Consider the following 14,448-nt stretch of genomic DNA (forward strand, 5'->3'; position numbering starts at 1 on the left):
CCGTCGAGCCCGAGGGCCTTTATGGCCTGTCTGTCCTGCGCGTTCTGTGCGTCCTACGCGTCCCGTGCGTCCCGTCTTGGTTGCTGCCGGTCCCGAGACAGGATCCCTCAGGGTCCCTCAGACCGGTCGCGCCGGACCGCCGACGGGGCCCCCGCCGGCATCGGCCTCGTCGAGGAGGTCGAACCAGCGGGCGGCGGTGTCGACGTCCTTGTCCCCCCGACCGGAGCAGTTGACGACGACAGTCGTGCCCGGACCGAGCTTCCGGGCGACGTCGAGGGCACCCGCGAAGGCGTGCGCGCTCTCGATCGCGACCAGGATGCCCTCGGTACGGGCCACCAGCGCGAGCGCCTCCATCGCGGCGGTGTCGTCCACGACCCGATAGCTCGCCCGACCGGTCTCGTGCAGCAGGGCATGCTCGGGGCCGATGCCAGGGTAGTCCAGACCCGCCGAGATCGAGTGGGAGACCTGGGTCTGCCCGAACTCGTCCTGCAGCAGGAACGTCCGCATGCCGTGCAGCACGCCCGCGGAACCGCCGGCGATCGCCGCGGCGTGCCGACCGGTGGCGACCCCGTCCCCCCCGGCCTCGCAGCCGATCAGCGCGACCTCGACGTCGGGGATGAACGGGTGGAAGATGCCCATCGCGTTCGAGCCGCCACCGACGCAGGCGACGACGGCGTCGGGCAGTCGGCCGACACGATCGAGCACCTGGGCGCGCGCCTCGACCCCGATGATCCGCTGGAAGTCGCGGACCAGCATCGGGAACGGATGCGGGCCCATCACCGACCCGATGCAGTAATGGGTCGTGTCAACGGTGGCCACCCAGTCGCGCATGGCCTCGTTGATGGCGTCCTTCAAGGTTCGGCTGCCGGAGGTGACCGCAACGACCTCGGCGCCGAGCAGGCGCATCCGGGCGACGTTTAGGGCCTGCCGGCGGGTGTCCTCCTCGCCCATGTAGACGACGCAGTCCAGGCCGAGCAGGGCGCAGGCGGTGGCCGTGGCAACACCGTGCTGACCGGCTCCGGTCTCGGCGATAACCCGGGTCTTGCCCATCCGCCGGGTCAGCAGGCACTGCCCGAGGACATTATTGATCTTGTGGGAACCGGTGTGCGCAAGATCCTCACGCTTGAGCAGGATGCGGGCACCGCCAACGTGCGCGGTGAGCCGGTGGGCGTCGGTGAGCGGAGTGGGCCGGCCCGCGTAGCTCGCCAGCAGCCCGTCCAGTTCCGCGGTGAAGCCGGGATCCACCCTGGCCGCCGCGTAGGCTGCGGTGAGCTCGTCCAGCGCCGCCATGAGGGCCTCGGGGACGAAACGACCACCGAAACGCCCGAAGTGCCCCGAAGAGTCGGGGAACGCCTGCCAGCTCGACGTGTCCGGACGGACCGGACCGGAGCCCGACGGCGTCCCGGTTCCGGCGGCCGCGGGGCGAACTGACTCGGCAGCGGTTCGGGTGGTCACGGTGCGACTGTATAGGGCCGAGCCCCGGATACCGGGGCACGGGCGCCGGCGGCCTCAGCGCCCGACCCGGGCCGCCGGATGCGCGCCGGCCGCCACCAGATCGGCGACCGTCTGACGAGGATCGCCGGTGACGGCTGCCTCGCCGACCAGTACCACGTCCGCCCCCGCAGCGGCGTAGGCGAGCAGATCGTGCGGCCCCCGGATGCCGGACTCGGCGACCGCGAGCACTTCCGGGGGCACCATCGGCGCGAGCCGGGCGAAGGTGCTCCGATCGATCTTCAGCGTGTGCAGGTCGCGGGCGTTCACCCCGACCAGTTGGGCGCCGGCGTCCAGCGCCCGCACCATCTCCGCCTCGTCATGCACCTCGACCAGCGCCGTCATGCCCAGGGACTCGATCCGCTCGCGCAGGCCGACGAGCCGCGGCTGGTCCAGCGCCGCGACGATGAGCAGGACGATGTCCGCCCCGTGCGCCCGGGCCTCGAAGACCTGGTAGGGCGACACGATGAAGTCCTTGCGCAGCAGCGGGACGTCCACCGCGCGACGCACGGCGTCGAGGTCGGCCAGGGAGCCGCTGAAGCGCCGTTGCTCGGTCAGGACACTCACCGCGGCGGCGCCCGCCGCCTCGTACTCGGTGGCGAGGGCAGCGGGGTCGGTGATGGTCGCCAGCTCCCCCTTCGAGGGGGAACGGCGCTTCACCTCGGCAATCACCGAGACCCGGGAGTCCCGGAAGACGGCAAGCGCGTCCTTCGGGTCGGGAACGCGTTCCACCCGCCGCTTGAGATCTGCCAGAGAGGTCTGTTGCTCGCGGGCGGCAAGATCGATCCCGACCCCGTCGAGGATCTCGGTGAGAACGCTCATCGCCCCGCGCTCGCGACTGTCGCGGTCATGCCGCCGATGGTAGGCCAGGCAGGCACGGTGTGCCCGGCCCCCCCACATGCGGCTACGATCCACGACTCCACATAGTTGACTTTCCCGTGAGGAATCGGGTAGCGGCCCGAACGCACCCATCNTCACGGACGCTGCACTGTCAGCCACTTCGGATCCGCCTGCACCGATCAGCTACGGTCCGCAATCGATCTTGCGTCGTGAGCCCGTTGACAGAGTAACGCGACGAGGCCGGTGAACCACCGTGTGCAGAGGCACCACCGGGTTACCACCTCGATCGTCGGGCGACGACATCACGAGATCCGGGCGGCCGCACGACAGGTTCTCGGGATCGGCGGCCGCAACGCGCCGCGCACACTCGGGACCGCCGCGCCTTCGCCGACCGGAAACACGCATGGCACGCCGCACATGTCCTCGGGCGGACCCGAACCCTCGGGCGGACCCGGGCAGCGCCCCAGGGACGGCGTGGCGGGCTGGCGTCGATCGTCGGCGCCCCCTATACTCGAACATGAGTTCGACACCGAGGAGAGTTCCGATGGACAGCCGCCCCCTCTCGTCCCCCCTCTCGTCCCCCCTCGGCGCCGCCCGGGTGCCCGCGGCGCGCGACGCCCCGGGCGCGCACCGGCGGCCCCGCCTCGAGCCCGAGCTCGCCGAGCAGCTCGACGAGCTGTCCCGCTGCCTGATCCGGATGGACGCCGTCATGATGATGCTCGAAGCCGACCTGGACCGCCGGGCGCTGGCTCTCACGGAGCTGGTCGACCCGTTTCCCGACCTCCCACCCGCGGACCTGGCGCCCGCCGACCCGCTGGCCGACCCGCTGGCCGGTGGCGCTCCCGGTTCCGGCTGGCCGGCCCGCCAAGCCGGGCGTCGCGGAGACGCCAGGTGATCAGGTCGGGTCGTGGCCCCGCTCGATCGCGTCCCAGGCGTCGGCCGGAGTGGCATCGCGGGCCTGGTAGCGGCCGGACATTGCGGGCCATGACCGGCCGCGCAGGACGACGAGGGCGCCGACGAGGATGAGCAGCAGCCCGCCCGCAAACGACAGCCAGGGAGCGATCGTCTGGCTGACGTCATCGATCCGCGCCTGGCCACCGGGCACGAGCTGGCGGACCTGATCGGTCTCGCGCAGCGTCGGGAGTGGATCCCAGCCGATGCGTCCGGCCACGTAGGCGATACCGGCCCCGGCGGCCGCGGTGAGCACACCGATGACCAGCCGCCCGATGCGCCGGGTGGCCACGATCGCCACGGCCGCGGCAAGCCCGACCAGGGCGAGAGCGGTCGCCGTCGATGCGAGCGCCCCGCCGGTCCAGTGCACGGCGAGTGGCGCCGCGACGGCGCCGCCGTCCGCCCCACCGCGGGGCCCGCTCACCCGAGCGGACACCCAGGTCGCACCGCCCGACACGAGCACGACGCCGGCACCGAGCAGACATCCCAGCACCGCGAGGGTGCGTTCCCGGTGGCCGCGTCGCATCGCCTCGGCCGCGTGCACATCGCCTCCGGGACGGTGGCCCGGCGAAGGCGGCTCCGCGGTGCCGGCCCGGTCGCGCGGGGAGGATGGGCGCCCCGCGGGGGGGGACCCTGCGGCCGTCATGACGGCGGTCGCAACGACTCGGCGACCTCGACGGCGCGCAGGACGGCGGCGGCCTTCGCGCGGCTTTCCAGATCCTCGGTGTCGGGATCGGAATCCGCGACGATGCCGGCTCCGGCCTGAACGTAGGCCATACCGTCGCGCATCACTGTGGTGCGGATCGCGATCGCGGTGTCCAGATCACCGCCGAAGTCCAGGTAGCCGACCACGCCCCCGTACAGGCCCCGCCGGGTCGGCTCCAGCTCGTCGATGACCTCCATCGCCCGCACCTTGGGCGCCCCCGAGAGCGTCCCCGCCGGAAACGTCGCGGCCAGCACGTCCACGGCGCTGCGGTCCGGAGCCACCTCACCGATCACCGTGGAGACAATGTGCATGATGTGCGAGAACCGTTCGATGGCCGCGAACTCGACGACCCGGACCGAACCGGGGTTGCAGACCCGCCCGAGGTCGTTGCGGACCAGGTCGACCAGCATCACGTGCTCGGAGCGTTCCTTCGGATCCGCGAGAAGCTCCGCCGCAAGCTCGGCGTCCTGTTCGGGAGTGCCTCCCCGGGGCCGGCTGCCCGCGATGGGGTGCAGCAACGCCCGGCGGCCGGTGACCTTGACGTGCGCCTCCGGGGAGGATCCGACGACGTCGTGGTCGGCGAAACGCAGCAGGTACATATAGGGACTCGGATTCGAGGTCCGCAGCACCCGGTAGACGTCGAGCGCATCCGCGGTCGTCCGCCGTTCGAAGCGCTGCGAGACGACGATCTGGAAGCACTCGCCGGCGCGGATCTCCTCGATGGCCCGCTCGACCGCGGTCTGGAAGGCACCGGGAGGCGTGGCGGAGACGAAGTCGCCGACCCCCGCGGCGGTGCCCGCCGTGGTCGCCACGGTCGGCTCGTTCCACTTCGCGAGATCGCTGGTCATGGCCTCCAGCCGGGCCACCGCGTCGTCGTAGGCGGCGTCCAGGTCGATCCCGGCCGGGTGTGCGGCGGCGTCCGCGTCCCCACCGGTGGTGCCGGTGGCGCCTGCGTCACCGGCACCATTCCCGCGGCCGGTGAAGACGTTGGCCACCAGCAGGCAGGAACCATCCCGATGGTCCAGCACGGCGAGATCGGTGGTGAGCAGCATGCGCAACTCGGGAAGGCCGAGGTCGTCGACGGCGTGCGCGGGGAGCCGCTCGATGCGGCGCACGATGTCGTAGCCGAGATAGCCGACCAGACCACCCATGAGCGGAGGGGCCTGTGGGCTGTTCGAGGCCTGCAGAGTGCTCTCCACCGCACGCAGGATGTCGAGCGGGTCACCGTCGACCGGCACTCCGGGAGGCGGCGCACCGTCCACCCACACCGCCTGCCCGTCGCGCTCGGTCAGCGTCGCCGCGGCCCGCACACCGATGAACGAATACCGCGACCACNCCCCGCCATGCTCCGCCGATTCCAGCAGGAACGTCCCGGGGCCGCCGGCGAGCTTGCGGTAGACGCCGACGGGTGTCTCCCCGTCGGCGAGCAGCCGACGGGTGACGGCGACGACCGGATGCGCCGCCGCCGCGGCCCGGAACTCCTCCCGGCCGGGGATGATCTGCCCGGTCGTCATCGGTCCGCGCCGGCCTTGCTCACGCCGGCCCTGTCCACGCCAGCGGGGTCACCGGCGGCACCGGAAACGCTGGCGGCACCGGAAACGCTGGCGGCACCGGAGAGGTCGCGGGGCCGGGCGGTATCCGCGGCCTCGACGGTCACCGTGGGCAGAAGATTGCCGTCGAAGCAGGTCCGCGTGCCCGTGTGGCAGGCCGGGCCCACCTGGTCCACCCGGACGAGGACGGTGTCCCCGTCGCAGTCGAGCGCGACCGACCGCACCCATTGCCGGTGCCCGCTGGTCTCCCCCTTGACCCAGTACTCCGCGCGGCTGCGGCTCCAGTNCGTGGCCCGGCCCGTGGTGAGGGTCCGGTGCAGCGCCTCGTCGTCCATCCACCCGAGCATCAGCACCTCGCCGGTGTCGTACTGCTGGGCGACGGCGGGGAACAGGCCCGCGTCGTTGCGGCGCAGCCTACGGGCGATGGCGGGATCCAGAGCGGAAGGGCGAATGGTCACCCCACCATTCTGCTCGCGCCCGGCGCCGCAGCGGTGCCGGGCGNNGGGCCGCCCGCCGCTCCCGTCCCGACCCCCGCCGCCCAGGATCGGTGCAGGCGCTGGTACACGCCGCGCATCGCGATCAGATCCCGGCGCGGACCGCGCTGGACGATCCGTCCGGCGTCCACGACGACGACGTCCTGTGCCGCCTCGGCCGTCGGCGCCCCGTCGGCGCCCCGTCGGCGGACGCGCCTGGTCAGCGCACGGGTACACCCGCGCCGCGCAGCGCCGTCTTCACCTCGCCGATGCGCAGCTGCCCGAAGTGGAACACGCTCGCCGCGAGCACCGCGTCCGCGCCCGCGTCGATCGCCGGCGCGAAGTGGGCCAGGTCGCCGGCCCCGCCGCTGGCGATCACCGGGACATCGACCTCGGCACGCACCGCGCAGATCATCTCCAGGTCGTAGCCGTCCCGTGTGCCGTCGGCATCCATCGAGTTGAGCAGGATCTCCCCGGCGCCGAGCTCGACCACCCGCGCCGTCCAGGCCACCGCGTCGATGCCGGTGCCCTTGCGGCCGCCGTGCGTCGTGACCTCGAAGCGCGGACCGTCGGGACCGGGTGGGCGCCGGGCGTCCACCGAGATGACGATGCACTGGTTACCGAACCGGTGGGCGCACTCGCGCACCAGCTCGGGCCGGGCCACCGCCGCCGTGTTGATGCCGACCTTGTCGGCCCCCGCCCGCAGCAGGCGGTTCACGTCGTCGACCGAGCGGACCCCGCCACCCACGGTCAGCGGGATGAACACCTGTTCGGCGGTCCGCCGCACGATGTCATAGGTGGTCTCCCGATCGCCGCTGGACGCGGTGATGTCGAGGAACGTCAGCTCGTCGGCACCCTCGGCGTCGTAGAGGCGCGCCATCTCGACCGGGTCGCCGGCGTCGCGCAGGTCCGTGAAGTTCACGCCCTTCACGACCCGGCCGGCGTCAACGTCGAGGCAGGGAATCACCCGGACCGCGACGCTCATCGACCCACCGCACCCGCACATCCGTTTCCGATATTCCCGATATTCCCGGCAACGGCCAGGGCCTCGGGCAGCGTGAAGGCGCCGGCGTAGAGCGCCTTGCCGATGATCGCGCCCTCCACTCCGGGCACCACGGCGATCGCGGTGAGGTCGTCGAGCGTGGCCACGCCGCCGCTGGCGACCACCGGCCGGCTGGTGGCCGCGGTCACGGAGCGCAGGAGCTCGACGTTCGGCCCGGTGAGCGTGCCGTCTCGGCGCACATCCGTCACCACGTACCGGGCGCAGCCGTCGGCGTCGAGGCGGGCGAGCACATCGAACAGCTCGCCACCGTCCCGCGTCCAGCCCCGGGCCGACAGCGTGGTCCCCCGGACGTCGAGACCGACCGCGATACGGTCACCGACCCGGTCGATGGCCCGGCGGACCCAGTCGGGATCCTCGAGCGCAGCCGTGCCGATGTTGACCCGGGCCGCGCCGGTGGCCAGCGCCGCGTCGAGCGATGCGTCGTCGCGGATGCCGCCGGAGAGCTCGACGGCCACGTCCACCGCGCGTACCACCTCGGCGATGAGCTCCCGATTCGACCCCCGGCCGAAGGCAGCGTCGAGATCGACCAGGTGGATCCACTCGGCGCCGTCGCGCTGCCAGGTCAGCGCCGCCTCCCGCGGGTCGCCGTACGAGGTCTCGGAACCGGCCTCGCCCTGGACGAGTCGGACGGCCCTGCCGTCGGCCACGTCCACGGCGGGCAGCAGAGTAAGCGTCACATCGGCCACCCTACGGTCCAGCGGGGCGCTGGAGCCGCCCTAATTACAGGACATCCGCATTACAGGACATCCGCCCTCGCGTTCACGCTCACTCAGACCAGGGCTCGCTCAGACCAGGCTGCCGAGCCAGTTCGCCAGCAGGTGCGCTCCGGCATCCCCGGACTTCTCCGGGTGGAACTGGGTCGCGGCGAGCGCACCCCGTTCGACGGCGGCGGCGAACGGCTCGCCGTGCTCCCCCACGGTGTCCCCGGCGGCCGGATCGGCCTTCGCCGCGTACGAGTGGACAAAGTAGAACCGCGTGTCCGCGGGCAGTCCGGCGAACAGGATCGATCCGGCGGGCGGCGCCACAGTGTTCCAGCCCATGTGCGGCAGGATGTCGGCGGCGAGCCGGCGGACCTCGCCAGGGATCACGCCGAGCCCGACCGTCCGCACCCCGTGCTCGTCACCGAGCTCGTACAGCNCCTGCANCCCGACGCAGANCCCGAGCANGGGCCGTCCCGCCGCTACCCGCTCCCGCACCACGGGCGCGGCGCCCACGGCGTCGATGCCTGCCATACAGGCCGCATAGGCGCCCACGCCCGGTACGACCAGGCCCGCCGCGCCGCGGGCCACGTCAAGATCCGCGGTCACCGTCACGTCGGCGCCGACTCGGGCGAGCGCGCGCTCGGCCGACCGCAGGTTTCCCGAGCCGTAGTCCAGGACAACCACCCGGGGACGCCGGCCGGGTCCGTCTCCGCTCACAGCACACCTTTCGTGGAGGGTATCCCGGCGACGCGGGCGTCGAGCGCCACCGCGTCGCGCAGAGCCCGCGCGACCGCCTTGAACTGGGCCTCGACCACGTGATGGGCGTTGCGGCCGGACAGCACCCGCACGTGCAGCGCGAGCCGGGCGGACGCGGTGATCGACTCGAAGATGTGCCGGGTCAGCGTCGTGTCGTAAGTTCCGATCATCCCGACGAGATCCGGTTCGACGTGCACGCAGTACGGCCGGCCGGACAGGTCGACGGCGGCTTGGGCGAGCGCCTCGTCCAGCGGGACGGTGGCATCCCCGAACCGGCGGATACCCGCCTTGTCGCCGAGCGCCTCGCGCAGGGCGGACCCGAAGGCGATCGAGGTGTCCTCGACGGTGTGGTGGGCGTCGATGTGCAGANCCCCCCGGGTACGCACGGTGAGGTCGAACCCGCCGTGCTTGCCGAGCTGGGACAGCATGTGGTCGAAGAACGGGACGCCGGTGTCCGACGAGGAGATTCCCGTCCCGTCGAGGTCGAGCTCGACCAGGACGTCCGACTCCAACGTCTTGCGTTCGATTCGCGCGGTGCGTGCCATCGGGGGCTTCCTCGGTCTCTGTAGATCTCAGGCCGGGCCAGGGGCTCAGGCCGGGCCAGGGGCTCAGGCCGGGCCAGGGGCTCAGGCGGTGGCGAGGCTGATGACACCGTCCGCGCCGATGACGCTGCCGGTGAGAGTTCTGCCCAGCGCCCCGAGAAACGCGTCCACCTCGTTCGGCAGCCCGGCGGTGACCCGCAGCCAGCCGGTCAGACCGACATCGCGGACCAACACTCCCGCGTCCAACAGGCTCTGCCACACCGCCCGCTGATCGGCGAACCGGCCGAAGAACACGAAGTTGGCGTCGCTCGGAGCCAGCCGCAGACCGAGCGCCGGCAACTCCCGGACGATGCGGTCGCGCTGGGCCTTGACCGCCTCCACCGTGCCGAGCAGCTCGTCGGCGTGCGCGAGCGCCGTGCGCGCGACGGCCTGGGTGAAGCTCGACAGGTGGTAGGGCAGCCGCACCAGGTACAGCGAGTCCACCACGGCGGGGTGCGCGGCAAGATAGCCTACCCGGGCACCGGCCAGCGCGAACGCCTTGCTCATTGTCCGGGTGACGACGAGCCGCGGATGACGGGGCAGCAGCGTCAGCGTGCTGGGCACGCCGGCCCGGCGGAACTCGGCGTAGGCCTCGTCGACGACGACCATGCCGCTGCCGGTGGCCTCCACCGCCTCACAGGCGGCGGCGACGACCTCGGGCGGCAGGGCCGTGCCCGTCGGATTGTTCGGTGAGCAGAGGAAGACCAGGGCGGGTCGGTGCCGGGCGATCGCGTCGGTGACCACGGCCGGGGAGAGCGTGAAGTCCTCCGCTCGCTGCCCGGCCACCCACTCGGTGGCGGTGGCCAGCGCGATGAGGCGGTGCATCGAGTAGGACGGCTCGAACCCGAGCGCCACCCGACCGGGCCCGCCGAACGCCTGGAGGAGCTGCTGGAGGATCTCGTTGGAGCCGTTGGCGGCCCAGACCTGACTGGTGTGCACGCCGAAGCCGGCGTCCGGTGTCAGGTAGTAGGCGAGGTCGGCACGCAGCGCCTCGGCGTCCCGGTCGGGATAGCGGTTCGCCTCGGTGGCGGCGAGGGCCGCGGCCTTGCCGATGGCGTCGACCAGCCCGACCGACGGCGGGTGCGGGTTCTCGTTGGTGTTGAGCCGCACCGGCACGTCGAGCTGCGGAGCGCCGTAGGGCGAGAGCCCGCGCAGGCTGTCGCGCAGCGGCAGGCCGTCAGCGTCCCACGGGCGCCACGGCCGGTCCTCGGCACCGCTCCCGGCCGCCTTGAATATCATCGGAGTCGAACCTCCACCGCGTCGACGTGAGCTGTGAGGTCCTCCGCCCCGCCGAGCGCGGCGATACGCGGGGCGACGGCGGCGAGCCCCTCCCGCGTGCACTCGACCACCTGGACCTGACGTTGGAAGGCGGTGACCGCCAGACCGCTGGAATGCCGGGCGGTGCCGCCGGTGGGCAGGACGTGGTTGGACCCGGCCAGGTAGTCGCCGAGCGGGACGGGAGCGTAGTCGCCGACGAAGACCGCTCCGGCGTGGCGCACCCGGGCGGCGACCGCGGCGGCGTCCGCGGTGTGGATCTCCAGATGCTCGGCGGCCCAGCCGTCCGCCACCGCGAGACCCGCGTCGACGTCCGCGACGAGCGCGACCGCCCCCTGGCCGGCGAGCGACTCCGCCACCCGCTCCCGGTGGCGGGTGGCGGGCACCTGCTTGCCGAGCTCGACGTCGACCGCGTCGGCGAGTTCCACCGACGGGGTGATCAGCAGGCAGGCGGCCATCGGGTCGTGCTCGGCCTGGGCGATGAGGTCGGCTGCGACGAAGGCCGGATCCGCGGTGGCGTCGGCGAGGATCGCGACCTCGGTCGGGCCCGCCTCGGCGTCCACCCCGACGACCCCACGCAGCAGGCGCTTGGCCGCCGTGACGTAGACGTTGCCGGGCCCGGTGATCACATCGACCGGCGGGCAGCTCGTGGTCCCGTAGGCGGCCATCGCCACGGCCTGGGCTCCGCCGGCCGCGTAGACCTCCTCGACACCGAGCAGCGCGCAGGCGGCGAGGATCACCGGATGCGGCAGCCCGCCGTTGTCCTTCTGCGGCGGGGAGAAGACCGCGAGCGAGCCGACCCCGGCCTCCTGGGCGGGCACGACGTTCATCACGACGCTGCTGGGGTAGGCGACCCGCCCGCCCGGCACGTACAGGCCGACCCGCTCCACCGGCACCCAGCGCTGCGTCACCGTGGTGCCGGGCGCGACCTCGATCGCCACCGGCTCCCGCAGCTGCGCACGGTGCACCAGCCGAGTCCGGCGGATCGCCTCGGTCAGCGCGTCGCGCACGGCCGGATCCAGGACATCCGCGGCGGCGGCGAGAACCTGGGCGGGCACCCGCAGGCTCGGCGGGCGGACCCCGTCGAACCGCTCCGCGGCGGCGAGGACGGCCGCGTCGCCGCGGTCCCGCACGTCCGCACAGACCGGCCGGACCGCATCGACGGCGACGTCGACGTCGACGTCGGCCCGCGGCAGTAGCCGTCGGATCTCGGCTGCGGCAGGCACCGCGCCACGCAGATCAAGCCTTCTGAGCACGACAAGAGATTAGCTGGCCTCGGCGGGACCGGTAGAATCGTGTGTCCGCCGCAGGTGCGACGCTGGTTGCGTGTCCCCTCCACATACCCTGTCAGGACCGGATCACCCGGGCCGGGCGCCGGGTCCGGCCGAATCCGGCGAGTCGTTGGCGACCCTGCTGGCGGGCTACCGGGTGCATGCCCGGGCGCCTCGCGCGGCGGTGGCGGCGCTGACCGAGCAGCCACGCACCCTGCGCCAGCTGGTCCAGAGTTCGGGCCTGCCCCGACGGAGCGTGGAGGAGATCCTCGCCAGCCTCGGCGACGATCTGCGGACCGGCCCCGACGGGCGTCACGTGCTGCGCCCCGCGTCGATCGACCGCTACCGCGGCCTGATCCGCTATGACGAGCTGAGCGGACAGACTCCGCTCGATCCCCTCGCCGCCGTGATCACCCGCCACGGTCCGCTGGTCACGACCATGCATGATCTCATCGCTGCCGCGCCCCGACCGCGGGCCGACCTCGACCACGTACCCGCGACGGCGACGACCGTCGTGCGCCGGGCCGTCTGGCTGCGGACGCGTTACGACCTGCGCGGCGCGCATCTGCTGTGCATAGGTGATCATGATCTCACCTCGCTGGCGGCGGTCTCGTTGATCGACGGGCTCACCGTGACCGTCGTCGACATCGACGACGAGCTGCTCGCCTACCTGGACAGCTCGGCCCGGTCGTTGGACGTCCGGCTGCGGTGCCTCTACGCCGACCTGCGCTTCGGCCTGCCGCCGGCGGTGGTGGGCACAGCCGATCTGGCATTCACCGATCCGCCCTACACCCCGGAGGGCGTGGCGCTGTTCACCGGGCGCGGCGCGCAGGGTCTCGCGGACCGCGAACATGGTCGCGTCCTGCTGGCCTACGGGTTCAGCGACCGGGTACCGACGCTGGGTTGGAAGGTGCAGCGGGCACTGATCGATCAGGGCTTCGTGTTCGAGGCCATCTGGCCAGGCTTCCACGTCTACGAGGGCGCGGAGGCGGTGGGCGCCAGAGCCGACATGTACGTCTGCCAGCCGACCCCGGCCACCTGGAAGCAGCTGGACCGCTCGGCCACGGCGGCCACAACCGCGACGGCCGCCATCTACACCCGGGGCCGGCAGTCCACGCAGAGTCGGCCGACGCGCCTGACTGCCCCGGTCCTCGACGCGGTGGCCGCCTTCCTCGCCACCGGCCCGGCGGGTCGCGCCGTGTTCGTTGGCGAGCGGCGGGAGGNCGACGCGGTCCACGTGCGTCTCGCGACCGTGTTCGACCGGGGGCTGCCCGCGTTCGCCTCGACCGGCCCCGGCTCCTCGACCGGCCCCGGCGCCTCAACCGAGGACGGAACGGTCAGCGTGGCCACCGACCTGTCGGACGATCCGGGCCCCTGGCTGACCAGGCTCCTCCTGGCGGTCAACGCGGACCGGCTCGCCGTCGTCGTCTCCTCCGATCATCCCGATCTGGGCGTCCGCCGCCGGCGGGCCCAGGATGACCCGCTGCGGCAGCTGCGGGCGAAGTGGACCGCCACCCCCGCCCGGGACCTCGGGGACCTGCGGCTCGTGACGTTCACGGCCGTCGGCCCGGCGGCGCTCGCCCCCGCCGACCGGCTCGCCCGGTGGCTGCTGGACCGCCCGCATGGCAAGATCGGCAACGTCTGGCGGGACGGGCTCATCCGGATCGTCCGGGAGGATTCGGGGCGCACGCTCTCCCAGCGCGACGCCCGGGCCGCCGTGACCCGGGCCGCGCGCGATCCCGACCTGCTGGCCGCCCGACTGATCGATCTTCCCCGGCACGCCCTCGAGGGAATCCTCGCCGCGGTGTCGTCCGGCGACACGCTGCCGGCCGAGCCGGTGAGACCGGGCTGGATCCGGCAAAATGGGCAGACGCTGCGAAACGAGTAGATATTGACGGAATCGGAGCTGGCGACGGCGGAATCGCGGTGGCACCCGCGGGGCCGGCGGCCGGACGCGCCCGGCGCCGCCTACTGTCATGCTATGGCGACGCTTGCAGGCAACGGCTCCCGAGCACACGCATCAGACCTGCAGCGGCATCCCGATCCCGCCGGCGCCCGGGTACTGGTGGTCGAGGACGACGACGGCCTCGGTACCCAGCTCGTGCGCGGTCTGGACCGGGCCGGCTACACCGCCGACCGGGTGCGGACCGGGGAGGCCGCGCTCGCCCGGGTCGAGGGCGTGTCCCCGCCCGACCTCGTGCTCCTGGACCTGGGGCTGCCCGACATCGACGGCGCGGAGGTGTGCCGGCGCATCCGCGAGCGCGGGGACACCCCCGTGATCGTGGTGACGGCTCGGGGGGACGAGGCGGACCGGGTCGAGGCCTTGGACCTCGGTTCCGACGACTACCTGGTCAAACCATTCGGATTCGCCGAACTGCTGGCCCGGATACGGGCGGNGCGGCGGCGCGCCGCCCGGGCCACCGGTGAGAGCTCCGACGTGGTCCGGCACGGACCGCTCGTCCTCGACCGGCGCAGCCGGCGGATCTCCGTCGACGGCCGTCCGGTCCAGGTGACGGCGCGGGAGTACGATCTGCTGGCCTTNCTGGCCCGCGATCCCGGCCGGGTCCGGACCCGACGGGAGATCTTCACCGCTGTCTGGGGCGACTGGTTCGGCTCATCGAAGGTCCTCGACGTACACATCGGCGCGATCCGCCGCAAGCTCGGGATTCCCGAACTGATCGAAACGGTGTACGGGGTCGGCTTCCGCCTGGGCGGGCCGCCGACACCCGGCGCCGATCCGACCCCCGGTGACCGGAGCGCGCCACCCCTCGGCCGATGACCCGGCACATC

Annotated in this window: 14 protein-coding genes; 3 read left to right on the forward strand and 11 right to left on the reverse strand. The window is 72.8% G+C overall.

The genetic code is table 11. The features are described from left to right. Positions 1-117: 117 nt before the first annotated feature. Both trpB and trpC read right to left on the reverse strand, forming a co-directional pair. Positions 118-1,455 (reverse strand): tryptophan synthase subunit beta, encoded by a 1,338-nt coding sequence (gene trpB / locus ALLO2_RS11970; protein ID WP_011437401.1) that lies wholly within the window; start codon positions 1,453-1,455, stop codon positions 118-120. A 54-nt stretch (positions 1,456-1,509) separates the two neighbouring features. Further along, complete coding sequence (gene trpC, locus ALLO2_RS11975) at positions 1,510-2,313, reverse strand: indole-3-glycerol phosphate synthase TrpC (RefSeq protein WP_035732068.1); 804 nt, start codon at positions 2,311-2,313, stop codon at positions 1,510-1,512. 562 nt (positions 2,314-2,875) lie between these two features. On the opposite strand from trpC, the gene ALLO2_RS11980 reads away from it, so the two are divergent. After that, on the forward strand, positions 2,876-3,226 hold the full coding sequence (locus tag ALLO2_RS11980; RefSeq protein WP_011437403.1) for a hypothetical protein: 351 nt from the start codon (positions 2,876-2,878) through the stop codon (positions 3,224-3,226). Here ALLO2_RS11980 and ALLO2_RS11985 read toward each other — a convergent pair whose 3' ends face one another. The 9 genes from ALLO2_RS11985 to hisD form a co-directional block, all read right to left on the reverse strand. Beyond that, positions 3,227-3,826: a Trp biosynthesis-associated membrane protein gene (locus ALLO2_RS11985; protein WP_011437404.1), complete on the reverse strand. Its 600-nt coding sequence runs from the start codon at positions 3,824-3,826 to the stop codon at positions 3,227-3,229. Between the two features lie 98 nt (positions 3,827-3,924). Further along, positions 3,925-5,502: an anthranilate synthase component I gene (locus ALLO2_RS11990; protein ID WP_035732071.1), complete on the reverse strand. Its 1,578-nt coding sequence runs from the start codon at positions 5,500-5,502 to the stop codon at positions 3,925-3,927. Further along, positions 5,499-5,996 carry a phosphoribosyl-AMP cyclohydrolase gene (hisI, locus tag ALLO2_RS11995; RefSeq protein WP_035732074.1) on the reverse strand — a complete coding sequence of 166 codons (498 nt, stop codon included), beginning with the start codon at positions 5,994-5,996 and terminating at the stop codon, positions 5,499-5,501. Before hisI ends, ALLO2_RS11990 begins: the two co-directional genes overlap by 4 nt. Positions 5,997-6,231: 235 nt before the next feature. Further along, on the reverse strand, positions 6,232-6,996 hold the full coding sequence (hisF, locus tag ALLO2_RS12000) for an imidazole glycerol phosphate synthase subunit HisF (protein ID WP_011437407.1): 765 nt from the start codon (positions 6,994-6,996) through the stop codon (positions 6,232-6,234). Further along, positions 6,993-7,751, reverse strand: a complete 759-nt coding sequence (gene priA, locus ALLO2_RS12005) for a bifunctional 1-(5-phosphoribosyl)-5-((5-phosphoribosylamino)methylideneamino)imidazole-4-carboxamide isomerase/phosphoribosylanthranilate isomerase PriA (protein ID WP_011437408.1) — start codon at positions 7,749-7,751, stop codon at positions 6,993-6,995. The genes hisF and priA overlap by 4 nt, the downstream gene beginning before the upstream one ends. Positions 7,752-7,859: 108 nt before the next feature. Next, a complete protein-coding gene (hisH, locus tag ALLO2_RS12010; RefSeq protein ID WP_035732076.1) occupies positions 7,860-8,492 on the reverse strand; it encodes an imidazole glycerol phosphate synthase subunit HisH in 633 nt (210 codons plus the stop codon). Further along, the gene (hisB, locus tag ALLO2_RS12015) at positions 8,489-9,076 is read right to left on the reverse strand and encodes an imidazoleglycerol-phosphate dehydratase HisB (RefSeq protein ID WP_035732088.1); all 588 of its coding nucleotides are present in this window, start codon (positions 9,074-9,076) and stop codon (positions 8,489-8,491) included. Before hisB ends, hisH begins: the two co-directional genes overlap by 4 nt. Positions 9,077-9,157: 81 nt before the next feature. After that, positions 9,158-10,351, reverse strand: coding sequence for a histidinol-phosphate transaminase (locus ALLO2_RS12020; protein ID WP_011437411.1), 1,194 nt, complete (start codon positions 10,349-10,351; stop codon positions 9,158-9,160). Beyond that, the gene (gene hisD / locus ALLO2_RS12025; RefSeq protein ID WP_011437412.1) at positions 10,348-11,643 is read right to left on the reverse strand and encodes a histidinol dehydrogenase; all 1,296 of its coding nucleotides are present in this window, start codon (positions 11,641-11,643) and stop codon (positions 10,348-10,350) included. Before hisD ends, ALLO2_RS12020 begins: the two co-directional genes overlap by 4 nt. 70 nt (positions 11,644-11,713) lie before the next feature. Here hisD and ALLO2_RS12030 point away from each other — a divergent pair, with 70 nt between their 5' ends. Both ALLO2_RS12030 and ALLO2_RS12035 read left to right on the forward strand, forming a co-directional pair. Continuing rightward, on the forward strand, positions 11,714-13,546 hold the full coding sequence (locus tag ALLO2_RS12030; protein WP_051875123.1) for a bis-aminopropyl spermidine synthase family protein: 1,833 nt from the start codon (positions 11,714-11,716) through the stop codon (positions 13,544-13,546). A 93-nt stretch (positions 13,547-13,639) separates the two neighbouring features. Continuing rightward, positions 13,640-14,437 (forward strand): response regulator transcription factor, encoded by a 798-nt coding sequence (locus ALLO2_RS12035; RefSeq protein WP_035732091.1) that lies wholly within the window; start codon positions 13,640-13,642, stop codon positions 14,435-14,437. Positions 14,438-14,448: the final 11 nt, after the last annotated feature.

The sequence above is a fragment of the Frankia sp. Allo2 genome, assembly GCF_000733325.1.
Lineage (GTDB): Bacteria > Actinomycetota > Actinomycetes > Frankiales > Frankiaceae > Frankia > Frankia casuarinae.

Bases quoted from the DNA above. Each gene is read 5' to 3' on its own strand.
- trpC (WP_035732068.1), bottom strand. From the start codon at position 2,313: ATGAGCGTTCTCACCGAGATCCTCGACGGGGTCGGGATCGATCTTGCC.
- ALLO2_RS11980 (WP_011437403.1), top strand. From the start codon at position 2,876: ATGGACAGCCGCCCCCTCTCGTCCCCCCTCTCGTCCCCCCTCGGCGCC.
- hisF (WP_011437407.1), bottom strand. From the start codon at position 6,996: ATGAGCGTCGCGGTCCGGGTGATTCCCTGCCTCGACGTTGACGCCGGC.
- ALLO2_RS12020 (WP_011437411.1), bottom strand. From the start codon at position 10,351: ATGATATTCAAGGCGGCCGGGAGCGGTGCCGAGGACCGGCCGTGGCGC.